Source organism: Streptomyces sp. NPDC048337 (assembly GCF_043201175.1).
In the GTDB taxonomy this organism is placed as follows: Bacteria; Actinomycetota; Actinomycetes; order Streptomycetales; family Streptomycetaceae; genus Streptomyces.
On sequence record NZ_JBICYR010000023.1, the window covers coordinates 51,851 to 75,517 of the forward strand.

Genomic DNA, 23,667 nt, shown 5'->3' on the forward strand with positions numbered 1-23,667 from the left:
GAGCGATGCGGATACGGGCGATGCGAGCCTCCGAAGGCCACGGTGACGGGAAGAACGGGGTGTCCGGCGTGCGGCGCCTGACGCGGCGGCTGCGCGGCTGGGGCGGCGTGAGCGCGATGGCCGCCGCCTGCGCGGTGACGGCCGCGGCGGTGCTGCTGCCGCTGGCGCACGCGGCGCCGGAGGCCGGCCGGCCGGGGACGGTCCGCGAGCCGGCCTCGATGGTGGCGGCCCCGGCGGCTCCGGCCGACACCTGTCAGGACCCGGAGGCCAGCCTGCGCCCGTCCGGGCTGGACGGTGCGGCCATCGCGCGGATCAAGGCGGCGGGCAAGCTCGTCGCGGGCGTGGACCAGAACAGCTTCCGCTGGGGGTACCGCAACCAGTCCGACGGCGGCCGGCTCGACGGTTTCGACATCGACCTGGTGAAGGCGATCGCGCAGGACATCCTGGGCGACCCGAACGCGGTGATCTACCGGGCCATCCCCACCAGCCAGCGCATCCCCGCGCTCCAGGAGGGCCGTGTCGACATCGTCGTGCGGACGATGACCATCAACTGCAAGCGGCTGGAGGACGTCGCCTTCTCGACGGCGTACTTCGAGGCCGGGCAGCAGGTGCTGGCGCCGAAGGGTTCGCCGATCACCGGCTACGACACCTCGCTGAAGGACAAGCGGATCTGCTTCGCGGCCGGTTCCACGGCGGAGGCCACGCTGAAGGCTCAGTCGTACGGCTCGGCGCCGGTGGCCGTGGCCAACCAGCTGGACTGCCTGGTGCGCCTGCAGCTGGGCGAGGTGGACGGCATCATCACGGACAACGCCCTCGCCGCCGGCCAGGCCGCGCAGGACCCCTCGGTGCAGCTGGTCGGCTCGCCCTTCACCCGCGAGTTCTACGGCGTGGCGATGAACAAGGACTCCGCCGACCTGGTCCGCCGGGTCAACAAGGTGCTGGAGGGTTACCGCGCGGGCGGCAACGACAGCCCGTGGATGAAGTCGTACCTCAAGCACCTCCAGCCGGTGCTGCCCGGTGTGACCGCGCCGCCCCCGCCCAAGTACCGGGACGGCTGAGGCCGGTGGGTTCCGGTACGGAGACAGAATCGGAAGCGGAGGCACAGTCGGTGGAGCCAGGGTCGCCGGGGGCGCAGTCGGCAGTGATGGACCGGGACGGCGTCGACCGTGCCCTGGCCCGGCTGGGCGCGGAGCACGAGGCCGTGGAGACCTCGCTGCTGGCCCTCCAGGACCACGCCGGGCGCCGGCTGCTGGAGGGCGCCGGGCTGACCGGGGTCACCGAGGAGCGGTGGGCGGCGGCCGACGCGGACATCACCCGGCTGTGGACGTACTTCGACGCCTACAGCGGGGCCCTGGCCGCGGCCCGGGAGGTCCGGGAGCGGCGCCGCTGGCCGAACCGCGAGGACCTGGTCGAGCTGACGGAGCGGCTGCGGGGGCCCGGTGTGCTGATCGCGGGGGCGGCCGTGGAGGGTTCCGTACTGGCCGAGCGGCTCTCCCTCGCCGAGCTGGTGACGCGGATGAACGGGCTGTACGCGAGCTCGCTGGACGTGGTGGTCGCCGCCGACGCGGTGTGGTCGGCGCTGCCGGCCCGGATCGACCTGCTCGCCGCCGAGCTGCACCGGACCCGTTCGCTGGCCCATTCGGTGGGGGTGCGGCCGGGTGAGCACCCCTCGGGCGACGACCTGGAGGCCATCACCGCCGAGCTGGCGGAGCTGCGGGCGCGGGTGATCTCCGATCCGCTGGCGTTCTGGCTGCCGGGGGCCGGGAGTTCGGCGCCGGGCGGAGGCCGTCCGGACACCGGGCGCTACGACCGGGCCGCGCTCGCGCTGGAGGACGTACGGCGGGAGGTGGAGGCCGTACTGGACGTGCGGCAGGACGCCGAGCAGCGGCTGATCGCCCTGCGGGACGTGCTCTCGCGGGCCGACCGGACCCTGGCGGAGGCGCGGACGGCGCGCGGCGAGGTGCTGGCGAAGATCGCCGCGTCGGAGGTGCCCGCGGTGAGCGGCCCGCCGACGGTCCTGCAGGAGCAGCTGGCGGCGGCGGCCGAGCACCGGCGCCAGTCCCGCTGGCACCGGCTCTCCCCGCTGCTGGAATCGCTGGAGGAGCGGGCCGAGGAGGAACTGCGCAGGGCCCGTGAATCGTTGACCGCGGTGACGGCGCCGCTGGCCGTCCGGGCCGAGCTGCGGGGGCGGCTGGACGCGTACAAGGCGAAGGTGGCCCGGCACGGGCTGGCCGAGGACCCGCTGCTGATCGAGCGGTACGACGCGGCCCGGCGGATGCTGTGGAGCGCGCCCTGCGACCTGCGGGCGGCGGAGCAGGCCGTGCTGCGCTACCAGCAGGCGGCGGCGGAGTCGTTGCAGGGGACGGGGAGCGGCGCGGCGAACGGCGCGGGAAGCGGCGGAACCGGCGCGGGAACGCCTGGAAAGGAGGACGCATGAGCCTGATCGGAACCGCGTGCGTTCGCCCCGGCTGCCCGGGGACGTACGAGGACATGGGCGGCGGCGAGCTGTACTGCGACACCTGTGGGCTGGCGCCGATCGGCGCGGTCTCGGCGGGTGCCGAGGAGCTGGTGTCGCCGCCGACGGGGATGACCAGCGCGGCGCGCGGCGGCTCGCTGGGGTCCGGCGGGTCCCGGGGGTCGATGGGCTCGCAGGGTTCACACGGATCCGCGCGGTCCTCCGCCTCGGCGCGGTCCTCGCGCTCGTCGGGGTCCCGGCGCTCCGTGTCGGGCCGGCTGTCGCGGTCCCTGTCGGGTCTGGCGTCCACCCGGTCGGTGTCGGTGCGCAGTTCGGGCACGGCGGCCTCGGTCTCGGGGCGCGGGCGGCTCGGGGCCGGGCTGGTCACCGTACCGGAGGTGCCTCGTCCGGATCCTTCGGCGGCGGTCCTGGAGAACCCGGAGGTGCCGGAGCGCAAGCGGTTCTGCTCGCGCTCGGACTGCGGGGCTCCGGTGGGCCGGGCCCGGGGTGAGCGGCCCGGCCGGACGGAAGGGTTCTGCACCAAGTGCGGGCACCCGTACTCCTTCGTGCCCAAGCTGAACCCGGGCGATGTGGTGCGCGGCCAGTACGAGGTGGCGGGCTGTCTCGCGCACGGAGGGCTCGGCTGGGTGTACCTGGCGGTGGACCGCGCGGTCGCGGACCGGTGGGTGGTGCTCAAGGGCCTGCTGGACACCGGGGACCAGGACGCGATGGAGGCCGCGATCTCGGAGCGGCGGTTCCTCGCGGAGATCGAGCACTCCAACATCGTGCGGATCTACAACTTCGTGGAGCACCTGGACCAGCGGACCGGTTCGCTGGACGGGTACATCGTCATGGAGTACGTGGGCGGCAAATCGCTGAAGGAGATCGCGAACGAGCGGCGGCGGCCGGACGGCCGGCGTGATCCGCTGCCGGTGGAGCAGGCGTGCGCGTACGGGATCGAGGCGCTGGAGGCACTCGGTCACCTCCACAGCAGAAACCTTCTGTACTGCGACTTCAAGGTCGACAACGCGATCCAGCAGCAGAACCAGCTGAAGCTGATCGACATGGGCGCGGTGCGGCGGATGGACGACGAGGAGTCGGCCATCTACGGCACGGTGGGCTACCAGGCGCCCGAGGTCGCGGAGCTGGGTCCCTCGGTGGCCTCGGACCTGTACACGGTGGCGCGCACGCTCGCGGTGCTCACCTTCGACTTCCAGGGCTACACGAACGTGTTCGTGGACTCGCTGCCGGACCCGGAGCACATCGAGGTGTTCAGGCGGTACGAGTCCTTCTACCGGCTGCTCGTACGGGCGACGGATCCCGATCCGGGGCGGCGGTTCGCGTCCGCCCAGGAGATGGCGGACCAGCTGACGGGCGTGCTGCGGGAGGTGGTCGCCCTCCAGACGGGCCGGCCGCGGCCGCAGCTGTCCACCCTCTTCGGCCCGGAACTGCGCGTTCCGGACAACCGGTTGTTCGCCGACGCGGCGGGGACGGCGGTGTCCCGCCTCGGCGAACGGGACGTGGCCTCGCGGCGGGGCGGCCGGTTCGGGCTGCGCGGCCGGGCCACCGGCGCCGGCCCGGCGGGCGCGCTCGCCTCGGGCGGCACGTCCGTGGGCGGGTCTGCGACGGGCGGGCCGGGGGCGCTCGCCGCGCCCGTGGGCGGTCCCGCTTCCGGCACGACCTCGTGGCCGGGCGGGGCGGTCGCCTCGCCGGGAACTCCGCCCGGCGGTACGCCCGTACCCGGGACTTCGGCCGGTTGGCCCGGCGGTGCGCCCGGCACGGGCGGTGTGCCTGCGGGTGGCCCCTCTTCCGGCTCGGGCTCATGGCCGGGCGGAGGCGCCGGTGCGCCCGTGACCCCGGCCGGCGGGACGCCCGTGGGCGGGGCGGCCCTGCCCGGAATCGGGACCACTGCCACGCATGTGGCGGGAGCACCCGTGCCCGCGCAGCGGCAGGCTCCGGCGGCGGCCCGGGGTGCGGGGCCCGGACCCGCGCCCGTGACCCCCGGCCGGCCCGCGGCGGCGACCACGCTCGACGCCCGGGACACCGCCCTGGCCCTGCCCGTGCCGCTGGTGGACCCGGCCGACCCCAACGCCGGTTTCCTGGCGGGTCTGCTGGCCACCGCGCCCGGCGACCTGCTGGGCGCCCTCGCCTCGGCGCCGGCCGAATCCGCCGAGCTGCGGCTGCGTGAGCTGCGGGCCCGGCTGGAGCTGGGCGAACTGCCCGCGGCCGGCCGTGCCCTGGCGGAGCTGGAGGACCTGCATCCGGACGACTGGCGGGTGGTGTGGGCCCGCGGGATCGCCTCGCTGGCCACCGGCGACAACGAGATAGCGGCGCTGTCCTTCGACGCGATCTACGACGCCTTCCCGGGCGAGCCCGCGCCGAAGCTGGCCCTCGGGCTGTGCGCGGAGGTCCTGGGGCAGTTGGACAACGCCGCCGAGTACTACCGCCTCGTCTGGGCCACCGACCCCGGCTTCGTGAGCGCCGCGTTCGGGCTGGCCCGGGTCCAGCTGGCCGCGGGCGAGCGGGGCGAAGCCGTGCGGACGCTGGAATCCGTACCGGAAGCGTCGATCCACTACACCGCCGCGCGGGTGGCGGCCGTACGGGCACGTCTGCGCGACCGGTCCCCGCAGGAACCTCTGCTGGCCGATCTGGGGGCCGCCGCCGACCAGGTGGAGGCGCTGCGGCGGTCGGGCCTGGACCCGGAGCGGCACGAGCGGCTCGCGACGGAAGTTCTGGGCTCGGCCCTCGACTGGGTACTGTCGGGTAGCCGGGGTGCCGACCCCGGCCGGACCTCGCTGCTCGGCAGTCAACTGGACGAGCGGGGCCTGCGCTTCGGACTGGAGCGCTCGTACCGCGTCCTCGCACGGCTGGCGCAGCGGGGCGAGGAGAGGATCGAACTGGTGGAGCGGGCAAACCGTTTCCGTCCCCGGACGTGGGTGTGAGTGATGTCGATGCATCGGCTGTCGGGCTGCCCCAGCTGCGCGGAACCCCTGGAGGAGGGTGACCGTTTCTGCGGCGTCTGCGGCTACGCCGTCACCGCCCCTCCCCCGGCTGCGGCCGTGGACCACCCGACGATCCCGCTCCCCACGGCCCCGCCGCGCGGGGCCGCCGCCGGGCCCTACGGCGCCGCCGAGTCCGCGCCCGAGCCCGCCCCCGGGTGGGGGAGCGCGGCCGCGGCCGCGCCGACCCTCGTCGACACCCCGGCGGGCCCCGGCCCCGTACGCGAGACCCCGTACGAGACCACGCACGAGACCCGGTACGGAACCGCCCCCCGGGCCGCCGCGGACGAGCCCGAGGCCCGCCACGACCTGGCCGCCCACACCGGCACGCCCCCCGAAGGCACCCCGTGGGGCCCCGGCTCCACCCCGTACGGCACGGCCCCCCAGGACCCGGCGTCGCGCTACGACCTTCCCGGCGGGTCCCCGTACGGCGCGGCGGGAGGGCCGGCGGCCCGGTACGACCTGCCCGGCGGTACCTCGACTCCCCCCGAGGGGACCCCGTGGGGCACGGCCGACGGCGGCACCCTGCCCGAGGAGGCCCCGGAGCCCACCGCCGAGGCCCCGCGGGGGACCGGCGGGAAGACCTGTGTGGCCTGCCGGGCCGGGCAGGTCGACACCGACGGGTACTGCGAGCACTGCGGGCACGCCCAGCCCCGGGAGCGGGACCACCTCGAAGAGGAGCTCGGCAGCGTCGCCGCGGTCAGCGACCGCGGGCTGCGCCACCACCGCAACGAGGACTCCTTCGCGGTCGCGGCCACCGCCCTGCCCGACGGCTCCACCGCCACCGTCGCCATCGTCTGCGACGGCGTCTCCTCCGCGAGCCGCCCCGACGAGGCCTCCGCGGCCGCGGCCGGCGCCGCCAACGAGGCCCTGCTCGACGCGCTCCCCCGCGGCGCCCACCCCCAGGAGGCCATGCACGAGGCGATCCTGGCCGCGGCCGCCGCGGTCAACGCGCTGGCCCCGGAGGTCCCGGGCGCGCAGAACGCCCCCGCCTGCACCCTGGTCGGCGCCGTCGTCAGCGGCGGACTTCTGACCATCGGCTGGGTGGGCGACAGCCGCGCGTACTGGGTCCCCGACGACCGCGCCGCCCTGCCGCGCCGCCTCACCGAGGACGACTCCTGGGCCGCCCAGATGGTCGCGGCCGGGCTGATGGGCGAGGCCGAGGCCTACGCCGATGTCCGCGCCCACGCCATCACCGGATGGCTCGGGGCCGACGCCTACGACCTCGAACCGCACACCGCCGTCTTCAAGCCGGACCACCCCGGGGTGGTCGTGGTCTGCACCGACGGCCTGTGGAACTACGCGGAGTCCGCCCGGGAGATGGCGCAGGTGCTGCCCCCGGACGCCGCGGCCCGCCCGCTGCACAGCGCCCAGGTCCTGGTGGGCCACGCCCTCGACGGCGGCGGGCACGACAACGTCACCGTGGCCGTGGTGCCGTTCGCCGCGCACCCGGATACCGAAGCCCCACCGGAACAGGAAGCGGAAGCGGACCGGCCGCACCGGGCCTGACCCGCCCGGCCGCACCACCCGGCCGAACCGCCCGCCGCGACCCAGCCCTCTAGGACCCTAGGAGTCCCACCGATGGCGATCTTCACCAAGCCGAGCGCCCCGCGCTTCAGCGTGGAGGTGTACCAGAACGAGTTCCTCCCCCAGGGCGGGAGGGAGGTCCACGCCGTCGTCACGGTGACCTCCACCGGTGGCGCCACCGCCACCCGCGCCACTGCCCTCCAGGGCTCGGCGGCCGTAGTGATCATGGTCGACTGCTCCGGTTCGATGGAGTACCCGCCGGACAAGATGCGCGGCGCCCGCGAGGCCACCGCCGCGGCCGTCGACACCCTGCGCGACGGCACCGCCTTCGCCGTGGTCGCCGGTACGCACGAGGCCAAGGAGGTCTACCCGGGCCAGGGCCGGCTCGCCATCGCCGACCCGGTCACCCGCGCGCAGGCCAAGGAGGCGCTGCGCGGTCTCAGCTCGGGCGGCGGCACCGCCATCGGCACCTGGCTGCGCCTGGCCGACGGGCTGCTGCGCCAGTCCTCGGCCACCATCCGGCACGGCATCCTGCTCACCGACGGCCGCAACGAGCACGAGGAGCCGGCCGTGCTGCGCGCCACCCTCGACGCCTGCGCGGGCCGTTTCACCTGCGACGCCCGCGGGGTGGGCACCGACTGGGAGGTCAAGGAGGTCACCGGCATCGCCAACGCGCTGCTCGGCTCCGCCGACATCGTGGCCGATCCGGCCCACCTCGCCGAGGACTTCACGCGCATGATGGAGAACGTCATGGGCAAGGAGGTCGCGGACGTCGCGCTGCGCCTGTGGACCCCGGTGGGCGTGGAGATCCAGTACGTCAAGCAGGTCGCGCCGACCGTCCAGGACCTGACCGATCGCCGTACCGAGGCGGGCCCGCGGGCCGGGGACTACCCGACCGGTTCCTGGGGCGACGAGTCCCGCGACTACCACGTGTGCGTCCGCGTGCCGACCGCGGAGCTGGGGCGGGAGATGCTCGCCGCCCGCGCCTCGCTCGTCCTGCCGGGAGCGGCGGGCGAGCCCGCCGCCGTGCTCGCCCAGGGTCTGGTGCGCGCGGTGTGGACGGACGACCTGGCCGCCTCGACCGCCATCAACCCGCAGGTCGCCCACTACACGGGACAGGCGGAGCTCGCGCAGGCTATCCAGCAGGGCCTGGAAGCGCGCAAACTGGGCGATGTGGGCGGCGCCACGGCCAAACTCGGACGCGCCGTACAGCTGGCAAGCGCCTCCGGGAACGCCGACACTGCCAGACTGCTGGCGAAGGTGGTGGATGTGGTGGACGCGGTGGCGGGTACTGTGCGGCTGAAAGCGAAGGTCGCCGATGCCGACGAGATGACTCTTGAAACGCGTTCGACACAGACCGTCCGAGTGAAGAAAGCCTGAGAAGACCTGCCGTGAAGACGCAGGGAGATGAAGGGGGAAGCGCCGCCATGCCGACCTGCCCGAACGGGCACCAGTCCGCTGCCGCCGACTGGTGCGAGGTCTGCGGCCACCGCATGGCCCCGGAAGGCGCCCCCGCGGCGCCCTCCTACGGCTACGGCTACCCTCCGACCGCCGGTGAGCCGACCGCCCAGGCCGAGCTCTGCCCGCAGTGCCGCACGCCCCGCGAGGCCATGGCCCCGTTCTGCGAGGAGTGCCGGTACAACTTCCTGACGCGTGCGGCGACTTCCTACGCGCCCCCGCTCGCTCCGGACGCGGGGCCGCAGCCGACCGGTGCCGCGCCTCCGCCTCCGCCGCCGCTGCAGACGCCCCCGGCGTACCAGCAGGACCACTTCGAGTACCAGGGCTCGCGGCCCTCCCGGGTCAACCGGGGCGCCGAGACGCTCGAACGCGAGGACGACTGGCTGCTGCCGCCTCCGGCGCACGAGCCGCGCCAGGAGTACCAGCAGCACCCCCAGACTCCCGGGTACCAGCAGCAGCCCCCGCAGCAGCGTCAGGAGTACCCGCAGCAGTACCCGCCGCAGAACCAGCCCCCGCAGAACCAGCCGCCGCAGTACCAGCAGCAGGCTTCCTTTGCGCCCCAGGGCGGCCCCGCCACCACGTGGACCGCGACGATCGGCCCCGACCGCTCGTACTTCATGGCGATGATGCAGCGCAGCGGCCCCGAGGCGGCCGGGCTCAACCTGCCCGCGTACTCCCCGGAGCAGCACCTTCCGCTCACCGGCGGCCAGATCACCATCGGCCGGCGCCGCGCCTCCACCGGCGAGTCCCCCGACATCGACCTTTCGGTGCCCCCGGAGGACCCGGGCGTCTCCCACCAGCACGCGGTCCTCGTCCAGCAGCCCGACCTGAGCTGGGCGGTGGTGGACCAGAACTCCACCAACGGCACCACCATCAACGGCGGCGAGGAGCCGATCCAGCCCTACGTGCCGGTGCCGCTGGGCGACGGCGACCGGGTCCACGTCGGCGCCTGGACCACGATCACCATCCGCCGCGGCTGAACCCGGGCCGGTCCGCCTCCCCCAGGGGCCATACGTAAGGACCCTGGGGGTCGTCGAGCCACGACCACTGGCCCTCGTCGCTGACGGTGACCCCGAAGCGCTCGCGGGCCGGCCGGTCCTCGCGCCGCCACAGGTCCAGGGCCTCGCGCGGGTGCAGCGCGCCCTCGGTCAGCACGAGCATGAACTGGAAGCGCTCGTTCTCCACCAGCTCGTACGGGAGTCCGGGCGGCAGACCGGCCGGTTCCTGCGGCGGCGCCGCCGTGGCCCCGCGCAGCGGAACGAAGTAGGCCGGGGTGTGCAGGAAGCGGCCCTCGGCGAAATCGGGGCCCCGGACCGTCAGCGCGATCAGCCCGGTCGACAGCGGGGCCAGGATCCGCGCCCCGGGCCGGCACTGGCCGAGCCAGGCCTGCGGGACGAGCGGCAGCGTGCAGGTCACCATGATCCGGTCGAAGGGGGCCCGGGCGGGGCAGCCGCGCGCCCCGTCGCCCGTGACCACCTCGGGGTGGTAGCCCAGCCGGGCCAGGTGCGTGCGCGCGGATTCGGTGATCTCCTCGTCGAGGTCCACGGTGGTGACGAGACCGTCGCCGAGGCGGTGGCAGAGCAGGGCCGCGTTGTAGCCGGTGCCCGCGCCGATCTCCAGTACGTTGTCGCCGTCGCGCACGTCGAGCGCCGCCAGCATCTTCGCCATCAGGGAGGGCTGGCTGCTGGAGGAGACGAGCCGGCCGTCGCGCAGCCGGGTGGCGAGGGGGGTGTCGGCGTAGACCCCGCGCAGCCAGCGGGCGCGCTGCTCGGGGTCGGGGTCCTCGTCCCAGAGGCGTTCGTGGCCGGCGCCGCGGCCGGTCCAGAAGTAGGGGACGAAGACGTGCCGGGGCACGGCGGCGAACGCCGCCCGCCAGGCCGGGTCCTCCAGCACCCCGGCCGCCGTCAGCTCCCGCACCTGGGCGGCGTGCGCGGTCTCCCGCAGGTCCCGCGTCGTCCCTTCGGTGCGTGCCGTGCGTGCGGTGTGTGCGCCCATGCCTCCACTGTCCTGCGGGCGGCTCGCGCATGCGACTGCGGTGGCCTTGAGGATGGTCGTAGGACCCCGGACCTGCGCCCGGGCGTCTGAGACGATGGTCGGGTGAATGAGATTCCGCGGGGCACGCTGCAGGAGCAGACCTTTTACGAGCAGGTGGGCGGGGAGGAGACCTTCCGCCGCCTCGTCCGGCGCTTCTACCAGGGGGTCGCGGAGGACCCGCTGCTGCGCCCGATGTACCCGGAGGAGGACCTGGGCCCGGCGGAAGAGCGGTTCACGCTGTTCCTGATGCAGTACTGGGGCGGGCCGACCACCTACAGCGAGCACCGCGGCCACCCGCGCCTGCGGATGCGGCACGCGCCCTTCCAGGTCGACGCGGCCGCCCACGACGCCTGGCTGAAGCACATGCGGGTGGCCCTGGACGAGCTGGGCCTGGCGCCGGAGCACGAGGCACAGCTGTGGAAGTACCTGACGTACGCGGCCGCCTCGATGATCAACACCGCGGGCTAGCCCGCCGCCGGGGTCGGACGGGAAGGACCCGGGGCGGTCAGACGGGACGGACCTGGAGGGCGCCCAGGCCGCCGTTCCGGCCGGGGCGGCGGGTGGCGACGGAGCCGTAGGGGGTGCGCAGGCGCAGCCAGCTCCCGGAGGCGAGCAGGGCCACCGGCTCGGGGGCGCCGGGCGCGGCGGTGGTGGCGGCCGGCACGGTGGACCGTATCGGCCGCAGGAAGCCCAGGGACTGCGCGGCGTGCGCGGCGCGCAGCGGGAGTTCGGTGTCGCCCAGCGTCCGGGACCAGATCTCGCGGCCGATGCGGTCGCGCTCGGATCGGGTCCGGTGCTGCGGCGGCAGGGCCTCGTCACGGGCCCGGAACTCGGCGACGGCGCCGGCCACCGCCGCCCGTATCGCCTCGGGGCCGGGCAGCCCGGGCAGCTGCTGCCAGCCGCCGCGGGGCGGGAGCACCCCGGTCCAGGGCGGGCCGGTGACCGCCCCGGGGACGGTGGCGCGGGCCTCGGCCTCGTCCACCGACTCCAGGAGCTCGCCGGCGGAGACCGTCAGGTCCAGCGGGGACGCGACGGGTGCGGCGAGCCGCACCGTGCGGATGGCCAGCACCTCGAAGGAGGGCGGCCGTCCGAAGACGGCGAGCGCCCCGCCGCCCGCCTGGAGGCGGACGGCGGCGGCCCGGTCGTAGTGCACCAGCCGGCCCAGGAAGGCGGCGAGGTCGGCCGCCTCCCCGGAGTCGGCGAAGTGCAGCTGCTCGTTCATGCCGCGAGGCGCCCTTCGGGTGCTTCGGGCTCGTCGAGGTACTTCTCCAGGAAGTGCTTCTCCTCGGCCGTGATGCGGCGGGGCCGCCCCTCGGCGAGGTTGTAGGGCACGACCACGGTCGAGGCGCGCACGTAGACCTTCTCGGGCGCGTCCTCGGTCGCCTCGTCCTTGACCTCGTAGCCGATGGTCAGGGACGCGGCGCCTATCCGGGTCACCCAGGACTCGATGAGCACCGGCTCGTGACGGTGCACGAGGGGCAGCTTGTAGTCGATCTCGTGCCGGGCCACGACGGACCCGCCCGTGAAGGACTCGCTGCCCTCCCCCGGCGCCAGCCGGAACATGAAGTCGATCCTCGCCTCCTCCAGGTAGCGGAGGAAGATCACGTTGTTCACGTGGCCGAAGGAGTCCATGTCCGACCAGCGCAGGGGGCACCGGTAGTGGTGTCTGGCCATGGTGACTGTCTCAGCCTCGGGTGAGCTTCTTGTAGGTGGCGCGGTGCGGACGGGTCGCGTCCGGGCCGAGCCGCTCGATCTTGTTCTTCTCGTAGGACTCGAAGTTGCCCTCGAACCAGAACCACTTGGAGTCGCCCTCGTACGCCAGGATGTGCGTGGCGACCCGGTCCAGGAACCAGCGGTCGTGGGAGACGACCACGGCCGCACCGGGGAACTCCAGCAGCGCGTTCTCCAGGGAGCCCAGGGTCTCGACGTCGAGGTCGTTGGTGGGCTCGTCGAGGAGCAGCAGGTTGCCGCCCTGCTTGAGGGTGAGCGCGAGGTTCAGGCGGTTGCGCTCACCGCCGGAGAGCACGCCGGCCGGCTTCTGCTGGTCCGGGCCCTTGAAGCCGAAGGCGCTGACGTACGCGCGGGACGGCATCTCGACCTGGCCCACGTTGATGTAGTCCAGCTCGTCCGACACGACCGCCCAGAGGGACTTGTTCGGGTCGATGTTGGCGCGGCCCTGGTCCACGTACGAGATCTTGACGGTCTCGCCGACCTTGATGTCGCCGGAGTCCGGCTTCTCCAGGCCCTGGATCATCTTGAAGAGCGTGGTCTTGCCGGCGCCGTTCGGGCCGATGATGCCGACGATGCCGTTGCGCGGCAGCGTGAAGGACAGGTCGTCGATGAGGACCTTGTCGCCGAACGCCTTCGAGAGGTTGTTGACCTCGACCACGATCGAGCCCAGGCGCGGGCCCGGCGGGATCTGGATCTCCTCGAAGTCGAGCTTGCGCATCTTGTCGGCCTCGGCCGCCATCTCCTCGTAGCGGGCGAGGCGGGCCTTGGACTTGGCCTGGCGACCCTTGGCGTTGGAGCGGACCCACTCCAGCTCTTCCTTGAGGCGCTTGGCGCGCTTCTCGTCCTTCTTGCCCTCTACCTTGAGGCGCTCGGCCTTCTTCTCCAGGTAGGTGGAGTAGTTGCCCTCGTAGGGGTGGGCACGGCCGCGGTCGAGCTCGAGGATCCACTCGGCCACGTTGTCGAGGAAGTAGCGGTCGTGGGTGACGGCCACGACGGCGCCCTTGTACTGGGCCAGGTGCTGCTCCAGCCAGTTCACGGACTCGGCGTCGAGGTGGTTGGTGGGCTCGTCGAGGAGCAGCAGGTCGGGGGCCTCCAGCAGCAGCTTGCAGAGGGCCACGCGGCGCTTCTCACCACCGGAGAGGTTGGTGACGGGCCAGTCGCCGGGCGGGCAGCCCAGCGCGTCCATGGCCTGCTCCAGCTGGGCGTCGAGGTCCCACGCGTTGGCGTGGTCCAGGTCGTCCTGGAGCTTGCCCATCTCCTCCATGAGCTCGTCGGTGTAGTTCGTCGCCATTTCCTCGGCGATCGCGTTGAACCGGTTGAGCTTGCCCTTGATCTCGCCGACGCCGTCCTCGACGTTCTCCAGGACGGTCTTGGACTCGTCGAGCTTGGGCTCCTGCATCAGGATGCCGACGGAGTAACCGGGGGAGAGGAAGGCGTCACCGTTGGACGGCTGCTCCAGGCCCGCCATGATCTTCAGAACAGTGGACTTACCGGCACCGTTCGGGCCGACCACACCGATCTTCGCGCCGGGCAGGAAGTTCAAGAAGACGTCGTCGAGGATCACCTTGTCACCGTGCGCCTTGCGCGTCTTGCGCATGGTGTAGATGTACTCAGCCAAGAGAAACCGTCCGGCAGATCGATGGTGGGCAGATACACCCCATCTTGCCTGACGTCCATCCCCCGGGGGAAACCCGTATGGTCAGGCCGCCGCGAGGGCGGACGCCCGCGGGGGTGCCGCCGGGTCTGACGGCACCCCCGCCGGAGGTGGTGGTGGTCAGGCCTTGGTGGTCGCCTGGCGGCGGAGGCGGGCGGCGAGCAGGAGCCCGGCGCCGGCCGCGATCGCGGCGCCCGCGCCCTCGGCGGCCCAGGTGGCGCCGGAGCCGGTGGAGGCCAGGGGCCGGCCGCCACCGGTGGTGGTGGCGGGGGTGTGGGCGTTGCCGGTGGTCGTTTCCTTGTTGACGACCTGGTGGGTGCCGGTGCCGGTGCCGGTCTTGTCCGCGGACTTTTCGTCCTTCGCGCGGGCTTCGTACTGGCCGGTCTTCAGGAAGTCGACGCGGTCCTGGGGCGAGCCCTTCAGGGCGGCCTTGCCAGCTGCCTTCACCGCGGGGCCGCCGGCGTTGACGATCTTCGAGATGCGGAGGTAATTGTCCTGGTCGCGCAGCTCGTACTGGGTCACCTCCAGGAAGTGACGCAGCTGCGCCGGGGTCGGGCTGCCCCGCAGGAGTTCGCCGATCGCCTCGGAGAGGATCGGGCCGTCCTCGGCCTCGTCGATGCGGGCGAGCTCGACGCGGTCGTCCGAGGCCTGGGCCTGGTACTGGCCGGTCTTCAGGAAGTCGGTCCGGTCCTGTGCGGAGCCCTTCAGGGCGGCCTTGCCGGCCTCCCGCACCGCCGGGCCGCCGCGGCCGATGATCCGCGAGACGCGGACGCGGTTGTCCTCGTCCCGCAGCACGTGCTGGGTCACCTCCAGGAACTGCCGCATCTCGGCCGGGCTCGCGCCGCGCCTCAGCAGCGCGTCGGCCGCCTCTCCCGTGGCCCAGCCCTTCTCGCCCTCGGCGATGCGGGACAGCTCGACGCGGTCGTCCGAGGCGCGGGCCTCGTGCTGGCCGGTCTCCAGGAAGGCCCGCATCGCGGCGGGGCCGCCGTCGATGGCCTTGGTGCCGCGCTCGCGCACCGCGGAGCCCGGGGCCGCCGCGGCCATGAGGCGCAGGATCTCCTCGCGGTCCCGCTCGGCCTGCTTGCCGTCGTGGACGGGACGCTCGGCGGTCTTCCCCGCCGGCTTCTCCACCGGGCTCTGGTCGGGAGCCGACGGCGACGCGGGCGCGCCCGCCGCCTTGGTGTGGTCGTCGGCGAGGGCCGGCGAGGCGAGGAGAACCGCCGGAGCCATGGCGGCAGCGGTGACCACCGCGGCCATCCGGGACAACTTCACGTACATGCACCCCTGTTTTGCGTTGCTTTTCACAAGATCTGGCGATCTCGGGTCGGGGGTCACTGTAGGCCGTTCCCGCTCCGGAATCGAACGGGTTCAAACCAACCGGTCATATCCGCGGCCGGTAGACGGTCAGGGCGTCGGGCAACTCCTCGAGGACCAGGGCCGACGGAGCCTCGGCGTACTCGCCGTCGTAGGCGAGCGGGGTGCCCCGCGGGATGTCGCCGATCCGCAGACTGCGCAGCCGGGTGGCGACGTGGACCGGGGAACGGCTCAGCGGGCCCGCGAGGGCGGCGGCGAGCAGGCGGGGGCCGGGGCGGCCGCCGCCGTGGACGAGCCGGACGTCGAGCAGGCCCTCGCCGAGGCTGTCGCGGCGGCGCGGGGCGGGCCCGGTGCCGTGGTAGGTGCCGTTGCCCGCGAAGAGCAGCCACACGCTCCGGGGCCGCCCGGCCAGCCGCAGCCGTACGGGCCGCCGGGCGCGCAGCACCCGCCAGGCCGCCAGCAGGGCGGCGGGGCCGGAGCCGATGCGCGGGGTCCAGCGCAGCCGGTGGCCCAGCAGCTCCGGGTAGGCGCCGATGCTGAAGTTGTTCAGGAAGTAGCCGGGCCCGCGGGAACCGCCGGGCCCCTCCTGCGGCCCGGGGGCGAACCGGCCGACGCCGACGTGGACGGCGTGCCCGTAGGCCAGGGCCCGGCAGGTGTCCTCGGCCCCGCCGAGGCCCAGGTCCATGGCGAAGTGGTTGAGGGTGCCGCCCGGGAACACCGCCAGCGGCAACCCGGCCCGCAGCGCGGCGGTGGCGGCCGCGTTCACCGTGCCGTCGCCCCCGCAGACCCCGAGGACGGTGGCCCGGGAGGCGGCCTCCTCCAGGGCGGCGACCAGCTGCGGCCCCTCGCACTCGATCACCTCGGCCTCCGGGAGCCGGGTGCTCAGTACCTCGAGCCCCGCGGCCGCGGCCGTCCCCGATCCGGTGTTGACCACCACCGTGAGCCCGGCCCCGCGGGGCAGCGCGGGAGCCCCGGCTGCGGTCCGCTCGTCGCCCGGCACGACCCTGGCCTCCTGCGCGTCCCGCGCGAGCCGGCGTACGACGAACCCGGCGGCCACGCCCAGCGCCGCGCCCGCGACCACGTCGGAGGGGTAGTGCACCCCGGTGTACACCCGGGAGAAGGCGACGGACGCGGCCACCGGGGCCAGGGCGGCGCCCCAGCCCGGTGACTCCAGCGCCAGCCCGGCGGTGAAGGCGAAGGCCGACGCCGAGTGCCCGGACGGGAAGGAGGTGGTCTGCGGCTGCGTCGCCAGCTGCCGCACCGCGGGCACCCCGTCCAGCAGCGGCCGCGGGCGGCGTACGGACCACTTCCCCACGGTGTTGATGGTCGCGGAGGCCAGCGCCAGCGAGGCGACCCCGCGCAGGGCGGCCCTGCGGGCCCGGGCCGACCCGAAGGCGGTGAGCGCCGCGGCGGCCCCGCCCCACAGCACCCCGTGGTTGGCGGCCCGCCCGAGCCGGGGCAACACCCGGTCGGCCCCGGGCCAGTGCCGCCGCGCCACGAGGTCGAACAACGCGCGGTCCCATCGCACGACCGCACCCCGCCAGGTCAGCTCCTGATGCTCCTGATCAGCCACTGCCTGCCCCTACCCCGGAGCCGGAGGTCCTAGTGCCGCGACCCGAAAGGTTCACCGGGTCGCCGCCGCCGGACACCCCCCGGGCCTGCTCCCCGGTCCGGTCGCTAGGCCTGGTCCTCCTCGTCCAGCGGACGCTTGCGCAGGAGCAGGACCACCAGGCCCCCCAGAACCACCAGGCCCACCGCCAGGGAGGCGATGACCGGGGTGGCGGCCGAGCTGCCGCTGGTCGCCAGCCGCTCCCCGTCCGGGGAGTCCTCGGACAGGGAGGCGGCCTGGGCGCCCATGGGGACGGCCCCGGCGCCCGGAGCGTTCTCCCCGACCGTGCCCGCCTGGACCTGCGGGGGCGGCGGCCAGAGCGCCGTGGCCGCGGCGGCGGCGGCGGACTCGCTGGAGCCGGCCACGATCTGGGCCTGGGCCGGCACCCCGCTGGTGAAGACCCGCCCGACCGGCACCTTGGTCGCGCCCTGCACGGTGACCGAGGCCGTCCCGTCGGGGGTGCCCGCGGGCACCTCGAAGTACAGCCGGCTGCCGTTGACGGCGGTGTCCACCGGCCGCCCCTCGGCGTCCACCACCCGCACCCCCATGGCGACGGCCGCCGCGTCCGGGATGACCGAGACGCTGGGCGCCCCGGTCCGCACGGTCACCGGGCCGAGCCGGGTACCCACGGCCCCCGACACACCGCCCGGCTCCAGCCCCAGGGAGGCCGGCGGCTCCGGCAGCTGTCCTGCCTCCCGCTGGAGGTAGTCGGCCAGCTTCTCCGCGGCCGGGTCCGCGGCCTCGACCTGTACCCCGTCCGCCAGGCGCCAGATCGCCACCTGGGTCCCGGCCGCCGCGCTCTCCGCGGTGAGCGTCCCGGCCCCGGCCTCCTTGGCGAGCCCGGCGAGATCGTTGAGCTGCGGGTAGGAGTGCTCCAGGATCCAGCGGATCCGGCCCGCCTGCCCGTTGCCGGCCAGCGGGCTGCCGCTCCACCCGCTTTCCGTGTACCGGGCCTGGGGCTGCGCGTTGCCCGCGATGCCGACCCCGTACGTCTGGAGCATCCCCCCGCCGTCGACCCGCATCTCGTAGAGCCCGGCCGGGATCTGCCGGACCGAGCCGTCCCCGGAGTGGAGGACCGCCTGCCCGTAGGTCTTCAGCCCGTCCAGGACGGCGCTCGCGCCCTCCGGAGCCCGGGACACCGTCGGATCGGAGTCGGCGGCGGCCCGGCCGCCGGGCGCGGCGGCGAGGGCCGCGGCCAGCAGGGCCGCCACCGCCAGCGGGCGGCGCGCGGAGCCCCGTACGCCCCCGGGCGCGGCAACCACCGCAGGAGCGGAGCGAGATGTGGAACGAGATGTGGAACGAAGAGCGGCAGGAGCGGGATCAGGAGCGGAGGATGCGGGAACGGCAATCGACACAGTCTTCCCCTTCGGGCCAAAGACCCAGGTGCCCGTGAGTACCGGGGAATCCTAACCGCCTCGAACACTCAGACCACCGCCGCCTTCTGAGTGACCATCAGCGGCACATCGGTCTTGACGACCCGCCGGAAGGCCGCCGTCCCCCGATTCAGGTCGTGTCCGACGGCGGTCGCCTCGATGTCCGCCGAGAACCACCGGCTGCCCTCCCCGTCGGGCGGGTCCTCCCGCACCCTCAACCGCCCGTGCACCACCAGTGGTTCGCCCACCGACACGGACCCGGCGAGGTTCACGGCGAGGGTGCGCCGCGCCCACACCGTGTAGAAGCTGGTGGACCCGTCGGTCCAGGCCTCCTTGCGCCGGTCGAAATACCTCGGTGTCACGGCGAACCGGAACCTCGCCGACGGCCCGTTGACCGTCTCCTTGTAGTCGATCTGCGTCGCCACGTACCCCACCAGCGTCACCAGGGTGTCGTTCATCCCGGTCGCCTCCCCCGCCCATCGCACCCGCACGGACCATCCGCACGAGGTACGCACCATGCTGGGGCCGGCCGCCGGATCCCGCTCCGGCCTGTGGATTACCGACGGGTTGTGGACAACCTGCTCCCCCCTGCGGCCACCGTCGCGTACTGCTCGCGCACCTCCCGGTAGCGCAGCAGCTCCGCCGCGACCGGCTCCAGCACCCGGGCCCGCCCGCATCCGGCCGCCGCCTGCCGCAGTCTGCGCTCCGCGTCCTGCCCGTACCTGCGCGCCGGTCCCCGGGCCGCGATCGAGCAGGCCCACTCCACCAGAGGCCCGCCGACGATGCCCGCCACCATCAGCAGCACCGGTGGCAGCAGCCTCGGTTCCAGGACCCCGACGATCTGCCCGACCAGCCACAGCCCGCCGAAGATCTGGAGCAGCGTCATGGCCGCCTGCCCCAGCACCGCCGCCGGCCACCACGCGGGCCGCGGCGGCTTGACGCCGGTCACGGCGACCGCCGCCCCGAGGGTCACCGCCAGCTCGTCCAGCGCCTCCGGGAGCCGTTCGGCCCCGCGCACCGCGGTCTCCCGTACCGCCTGCGCCCACGGTTCGGGCAGGCCGGTGACCGCCTCGTCGGCGACCGCCCGTACGGCCTGCTCCACCCGCTGACGCGCGGTCACCTCCTCCTCGACCGGCGCCTCGGCGAGCCCAGAGCCCCGGCCGCCGATCGCCGCCAGCGCGGCCAGCCCCGCCAGGCCGCGCGGGGAGCGGCGGCTCTCGTACCACCGCCACAGCCGCAGCCACGGCGTCCCGCACGCCTTCCCGGCATTGCGCCGCCACGCCCGCTCGGCCGCGAGCCCGGCCGCATACGCCCCGACCGCCTCGGCGAGCCGGTCCTCGAACTCGGCGCGCGCCGCCTCCCCGATCTCCGGCCCCGCGTGCCCGTCCGCGACGTACAGCGGCCGCAGGCGCACGGCGGCCCGGTCGACATCGGCGGAGATCCGCCGGGTCGCCGCACCCTTCTCCTGGGTGAACTGTGCGAGCAGCTCGCGAAGTTCCCCGACGCCCTCCCCGGTGAGCGCGGACAGTCCAAGCACGGTGGCCCCGGGCTCGTCGTGCTCGCCGAGCGCGATGCCGTCGTCGTCCAGCAGCCGCCGCAGGTCGTCCAGTACGAGGTCGGCGGACTCCCCGGGCAGCCGGTCCACCTGGTTCAGCACGACGAAGGTCACCTCCGCGTGCCCGGCCAGCGGCCTCAGGTACCGCTCGTGCAGGACGGCGTCCGCGTACTTCTCCGGGTCGACCACCCACACCACCGCGTCGACGAGCGCCAGTACGCGGTCCACGTGGTCGCGGTGCGCGCCGACCGCCGAGTCCAGGTCGGGCAGGTCGACGAGGACCATCCCGCGCAGGGCCTCCGCCTCCGGGGTCTCGCGGGGCCGGCGGCGCAGCCGCCCGGGGATCTCCAGGCGGTCCAGGAGTCCGGCCGCCCCGTCCGACCAGCTGCACGCGATGGGCGCGGCGGTGGTCGGGCGACGCAGTCCGGTCTCGGAAATCTGCACTCCGGCGAGTGAATTGAAGAGCGTGGACTTGCCGCTTCCGGTGGCTCCGGCGATGGCGACGACCGTGTGCTGCGGTGACAGCCCGCGCCGCGCCGCCGCCTCGTCCAGGACCCGGCCCGCCTCGGCCAGGGTCTTGCCGTCGAGGCGGGTCCGGGACAGCCCCACCAGCTGGCGCAGCGCGTCGAGGCGCAGGCGCAGGGCCTGGGCCTCGGGGCTGAGCGGGGGTGCGGTCGCCTTGCCGCCGTCGTGGCCGGCTCCGGAGACGGCCCGCACGAGCGCCTCGTCGCCCTCGTCACCGTCCTCGTCCGTGCCGCCCCCGGCGCCCAGGCCGGCGGTCCGGGGGCGCGAGCGCGCGATGAGTCCGTCGTCCCAGCGGTCGTCGGTGCGGTCGGTCAGAGCGGTCACCGCGTCACCTCTCCTTCTGCAGTACGGACAGCGCGGCAATCAGCTCGGCCTGTGGTTCCGGGGTCACTTCGAGCGCCTCCAGCGGGGCGAGCCGTCGGTCGCGTTCGGCGCGCAGCACCTGGTCCAGGTGGTCGCCGACCAGCTCCCCGCCCCGGTCACGCAGGCGCAGGGCGGCCTGGGCGCCGATCCGTTCGGCGAGTTTCTCGCCCGCGGGCCGGGCCCGCTTGCCGCCGAGGAGGGCGGCCACGAGCAGGGCCGCGACCCCGTCGGGGTCGGGTGCGGGCTGGCGGTCGGACTGGGCGACCTCCTCCTCGGCGAGTTCCTCCAGCACGCGCCGCCAGCGCCGTACGGCCAGGCCGATGCGGTCCCCCGCCTCCCGGTCGGGTGCGGGCAGGGGTACGGCTCCGGCAGCCGGTTCGCGGCGCCAGGCTTCGGCGATCCGCTCGTCGGCGGCGGCGACGGCGCACTGGAGGAGCGCGGCGAGCGACTCGGCGAGGGAGTCGAGGAGTTCGTCGGCGGTCGTGTCGAGCGGGTAGCCCCGCCACCGGGTGAGGGCGTCGCCGGCCAGTACGGCGCCGTGGTCGAGGCGGTTGCGGACCCGCCTGCCCTCCCGCTTGTACGCGTCCTCGACGGCCGAGGTCAGTCGTACGGCGGCGGCGTACTGGGCGGCGACGGCCGAGGCGAGTTCGGGCATCCGGCGCCCGAGGGAGTCCAGCGCGCCAAGCGCGGTCCGCCCGACGGCGTACTGGCGGGCGGCGGGGTCCTGCGCGTGGTGGGCGAGCCAGGCGAAGAGCGGCGCGACGGCGCTGGCCGGGAGCAGCCCGCCGCCTCCCGCCGACTCCGGGAGTTCGGGGACGGTGAAGCGCGGTACGTCGCCCAGTCCGGCCCGGGTGAGCAGGGCCCCGTACTGCCGCGAGACCTCGGCGAGCACCTGGTGCGGGACGCGGTCGAGGACGGTGATGAGGGTGGCCCTGTACTGCTTGGCTGTGCGCAGCAGGTGCCAGGGGACGGCGTCGGCGTACCGCGAGGCGGTGGTGACCATCACCCAGACGTCGGCGGCGCAGATGAGTTCGGCGGCGAGTGTCCGGTTCTCGACGACGAGGGAGTCGATGTCGGGGGCGTCGAGGATGGCGAGTCCGCGCGGCAGGGTGGAGACGGTCTCGATCCGCATCTCGCGGGTGGCGTGGCCGAGACCGGCTCCCTGACCGCCCGCGTGGCCGCGATCGCCGGACCGGGAGCGGGACCGGGCGGACGCGGCCTCCGATTCCTCCTCCCCGTGCGGCATCCAGACGCGCATGAGGTCGGGCAGCACCCGCATTCCGGCGAACCAGTGATGATCATCCGGATGGCAGACGAGCACGGGGACGCGCGTCGTGGGACGCAGCACCCCGGCTTCGCTGACCTGCCGCCCGACGAGGGAGTTGACGAGGGTCGACTTACCGGCCCCGGTGGACCCGCCGACGACGGCGAGCATCGGCGCCTCGGGCGCCTTCAGCCGGGGTACGAGGTAGTCGTCGAGCTGCGCGAGCAGCTCGGCTCTGGTCTGGCGGGCACGCGGAGCGCCGGGCAGGGGCAGCGGCAGACGCACGGACGCGACCCGGTCGCGCAGGGCGGACAGGGCATCGAGCAGCTGAGGCCGAACATCCAAGGTCACCACATGCGAAGAATGCCCAATTTAGGACCATTTTTGAAGCTTATACGTCCTCTGCGCGCCGACCGCGACTCCAGAGGGACATCGTGGACACAGCGGACTAGTGGGGCGCAGGCATAACGAGTGCACAACACCCAGGGCGCCGCGGCGCAAAAGCGATGCGAGAATCGCACCTGCCTGCGATTATCGGGACCGCTTCACCGAACCTCCACATCGTGGCACGCGAGTGAAGCAACCGGGACAAGGCAACCGGAGCCCTATCCTTGACCCGGCACGGACCACAGTCCCACCCCCACCAAGGGGCTCCAGGCCACCACGGCCACCTTCCGGCCCCCGTAGCTCAGTGGATAGAGCAGGTGCCTTCTAAGCACTTGGCCGCAGGTTCGAGTCCTGCCGGGGGCACTTTTTCTCCACCAACCGAACCCTCCCTCCGGGAGGGTTTTTTTGCGCAGGTCCGACGCACCCTAGCGAGCGATGTGTAGCGCTGCCGTAAGCGTCGGACCGCGCGGCCGTCCGGCTACCCGCGGGGCTGGGTGAAGCGGAGCATGTTGCCGGCCGGGTCGCGGAAGGCGCAGTCGCGGACGCCGTACGGTTGGTCGACCGGCTCCTGGAGGACCTCGCCGCCCGCGGCGCGGATGCGCTCGAAGGTGGCGTCGCAGTCGTCCGTACTGAAGATGACGGCGCGCAGGAGGCCCTTGGCCAGGAGCTCGGCCATGGCCTCCTTGTCGGCGGCCGTGGCGTTCGGGTCCGCGAGCGGCGGTTCGAGGACGATGTTCACGTCGGGCTGCGAGGGCGCGCCGACGGTGACCCACCGCATCCCCTCGTAACCGACGTCGCCCCGCACCTCCAGACCGAGTACGTCCCGGTAGAAGGCGAGCGCCTTGTCGTGGTCGTCGACGGCGATGAAGCACTGCGAGAGCTTGATGTCCATGCGCTCCACGCTAGGCGCGGGGATTCGCCTTGGCTTCTCCGTTCCTGACCGGTCGCGTGTGGATCTTGGCGACGCACGGCGGGATGGCAGCGCTCTCGTCGTGGTTGCGGGCCCGGTAGGCGCTGGGGCTCTCGCCGACCAGCTCGGTGAACCGCGAGCTGAACGAGCCCAGCGAGGTACAGCCGACCTCGAAGCAGACCTCCGTCACCGTCAGGTCGCCCCGCCGCAACAGCGCCTTGGCCCGTTCGATCCGGCGCGTCATCAGGTAGCTGTACGGCGTCTCCCCGTAGGCGGCCCGGAAGCTGCGGGAGAAGTGCCCCGCCGACATGAGGGCGGTACGCGCCAGGGCCGGCACGTCGAGGGGCTGCGCGTATTCGCGGTCCATCCGGTCACGGGCCCGGCGCAGCCGGGCGAGGTCCTCCAGCGTCGTCACACGTCCACCTTCGCACAGCGACCGCTCCGACTTGCGGGGGAAGCGGGCATGGGGTTGCGTGGAATCAGGTGCGTGCGTGGTTTTTCGTATCCCC

The 23,667-nt window shown here is 74.0% G+C and carries 19 protein-coding genes and 1 tRNA gene; 8 read left to right on the forward strand and 12 right to left on the reverse strand.

What is annotated here, in order from left to right; all coding sequences use genetic code 11:
- Positions 1-20 precede the first annotated feature (20 nt).
- The 6 genes from ACGFYU_RS30045 (at position 21) to ACGFYU_RS30070 (ending at position 9,419) form a co-directional block, all read left to right on the forward strand.
- The gene (locus tag ACGFYU_RS30045) at positions 21-1,058 is read left to right on the forward strand and encodes a glutamate ABC transporter substrate-binding protein (RefSeq protein WP_393830450.1); all 1,038 of its coding nucleotides are present in this window, start codon (positions 21-23) and stop codon (positions 1,056-1,058) included.
- 86 nt (positions 1,059-1,144) lie between these two features.
- Complete coding sequence (locus ACGFYU_RS30050; protein WP_393830518.1) at positions 1,145-2,437, forward strand: hypothetical protein; 1,293 nt, start codon at positions 1,145-1,147, stop codon at positions 2,435-2,437.
- Positions 2,438-2,442: 5 nt separating this feature from the next.
- Positions 2,443-5,397 (forward strand): tetratricopeptide repeat protein, encoded by a 2,955-nt coding sequence (locus ACGFYU_RS30055; protein WP_393830519.1) that lies wholly within the window; start codon positions 2,443-2,445, stop codon positions 5,395-5,397.
- A gap of 3 nt (positions 5,398-5,400) precedes the next feature.
- Complete coding sequence (locus ACGFYU_RS30060) at positions 5,401-6,963, forward strand: protein phosphatase 2C domain-containing protein (RefSeq protein ID WP_393830451.1); 1,563 nt, start codon at positions 5,401-5,403, stop codon at positions 6,961-6,963.
- Between the two features lie 72 nt (positions 6,964-7,035).
- Positions 7,036-8,361 (forward strand): VWA domain-containing protein, encoded by a 1,326-nt coding sequence (locus ACGFYU_RS30065; protein WP_393830452.1) that lies wholly within the window; start codon positions 7,036-7,038, stop codon positions 8,359-8,361.
- A 47-nt stretch (positions 8,362-8,408) separates the two neighbouring features.
- Positions 8,409-9,419, forward strand: coding sequence for an FHA domain-containing protein (locus ACGFYU_RS30070; protein WP_393830453.1), 1,011 nt, complete (start codon positions 8,409-8,411; stop codon positions 9,417-9,419).
- Here ACGFYU_RS30070 and ACGFYU_RS30075 read toward each other — a convergent pair.
- Positions 9,400-10,434: a methyltransferase domain-containing protein gene (locus tag ACGFYU_RS30075; protein ID WP_393830454.1), complete on the reverse strand. Its 1,035-nt coding sequence runs from the start codon at positions 10,432-10,434 to the stop codon at positions 9,400-9,402. The genes ACGFYU_RS30070 and ACGFYU_RS30075 overlap by 20 nt on opposite strands.
- 102 nt (positions 10,435-10,536) lie before the next feature.
- Between ACGFYU_RS30075 and ACGFYU_RS30080 the strand changes: the two genes are divergently transcribed.
- The gene (locus tag ACGFYU_RS30080; protein ID WP_385175091.1) at positions 10,537-10,941 is read left to right on the forward strand and encodes a globin; all 405 of its coding nucleotides are present in this window, start codon (positions 10,537-10,539) and stop codon (positions 10,939-10,941) included.
- Between the two features lie 37 nt (positions 10,942-10,978).
- Here the strand turns inward: ACGFYU_RS30080 and ACGFYU_RS30085 are convergent, their stop codons facing one another.
- The 9 genes from ACGFYU_RS30085 to ACGFYU_RS30125 form a co-directional block, all read right to left on the reverse strand.
- On the reverse strand, positions 10,979-11,695 hold the full coding sequence (locus ACGFYU_RS30085; RefSeq protein ID WP_393830455.1) for a hypothetical protein: 717 nt from the start codon (positions 11,693-11,695) through the stop codon (positions 10,979-10,981).
- A complete protein-coding gene (locus ACGFYU_RS30090) occupies positions 11,692-12,147 on the reverse strand; it encodes an acyl-CoA thioesterase (protein WP_393830456.1) in 456 nt (151 codons plus the stop codon). Before ACGFYU_RS30090 ends, ACGFYU_RS30085 begins: the two co-directional genes overlap by 4 nt.
- A gap of 10 nt (positions 12,148-12,157) precedes the next feature.
- Entirely contained in the window at positions 12,158-13,822 is a 1,665-nt protein-coding gene (ettA, locus tag ACGFYU_RS30095) for an energy-dependent translational throttle protein EttA (protein WP_393830457.1), read from the reverse strand.
- 156 nt (positions 13,823-13,978) lie between these two features.
- A complete protein-coding gene (locus tag ACGFYU_RS30100) occupies positions 13,979-15,136 on the reverse strand; it encodes an ALF repeat-containing protein (protein WP_393830458.1) in 1,158 nt (385 codons plus the stop codon).
- 103 nt (positions 15,137-15,239) lie between these two features.
- Entirely contained in the window at positions 15,240-16,745 is a 1,506-nt protein-coding gene (locus ACGFYU_RS30105) for a bifunctional phosphatase PAP2/diacylglycerol kinase family protein (RefSeq protein ID WP_393830459.1), read from the reverse strand.
- Between the two features lie 104 nt (positions 16,746-16,849).
- Positions 16,850-18,043: a thioester domain-containing protein gene (locus ACGFYU_RS30110; RefSeq protein WP_393830460.1), complete on the reverse strand. Its 1,194-nt coding sequence runs from the start codon at positions 18,041-18,043 to the stop codon at positions 16,850-16,852.
- A 161-nt stretch (positions 18,044-18,204) separates the two neighbouring features.
- Positions 18,205-18,612 (reverse strand): single-stranded DNA-binding protein, encoded by a 408-nt coding sequence (locus ACGFYU_RS30115; RefSeq protein WP_393830461.1) that lies wholly within the window; start codon positions 18,610-18,612, stop codon positions 18,205-18,207.
- 98 nt (positions 18,613-18,710) lie between these two features.
- Positions 18,711-20,558 (reverse strand): GTPase, encoded by a 1,848-nt coding sequence (locus tag ACGFYU_RS30120; protein ID WP_393830462.1) that lies wholly within the window; start codon positions 20,556-20,558, stop codon positions 18,711-18,713.
- A gap of 4 nt (positions 20,559-20,562) precedes the next feature.
- A complete protein-coding gene (locus tag ACGFYU_RS30125) occupies positions 20,563-22,206 on the reverse strand; it encodes a dynamin family protein (protein WP_393830463.1) in 1,644 nt (547 codons plus the stop codon).
- A gap of 332 nt (positions 22,207-22,538) precedes the next feature.
- Here ACGFYU_RS30125 and ACGFYU_RS30130 point away from each other — a divergent pair.
- Positions 22,539-22,611, forward strand: a tRNA-Arg gene (locus ACGFYU_RS30130).
- A gap of 115 nt (positions 22,612-22,726) precedes the next feature.
- On the opposite strand, the gene ACGFYU_RS30135 is transcribed toward ACGFYU_RS30130, so the two are convergent.
- Together ACGFYU_RS30135 and ACGFYU_RS30140 are read right to left on the reverse strand one after the other, a co-directional pair.
- Positions 22,727-23,140 carry a VOC family protein gene (locus ACGFYU_RS30135; RefSeq protein WP_393830464.1) on the reverse strand — a complete coding sequence of 138 codons (414 nt, stop codon included), beginning with the start codon at positions 23,138-23,140 and terminating at the stop codon, positions 22,727-22,729.
- A gap of 10 nt (positions 23,141-23,150) precedes the next feature.
- Positions 23,151-23,573 carry a helix-turn-helix transcriptional regulator gene (locus tag ACGFYU_RS30140; protein WP_393830465.1) on the reverse strand — a complete coding sequence of 141 codons (423 nt, stop codon included), beginning with the start codon at positions 23,571-23,573 and terminating at the stop codon, positions 23,151-23,153.
- Between the last annotated feature and the right edge of the window lie 94 nt (positions 23,574-23,667).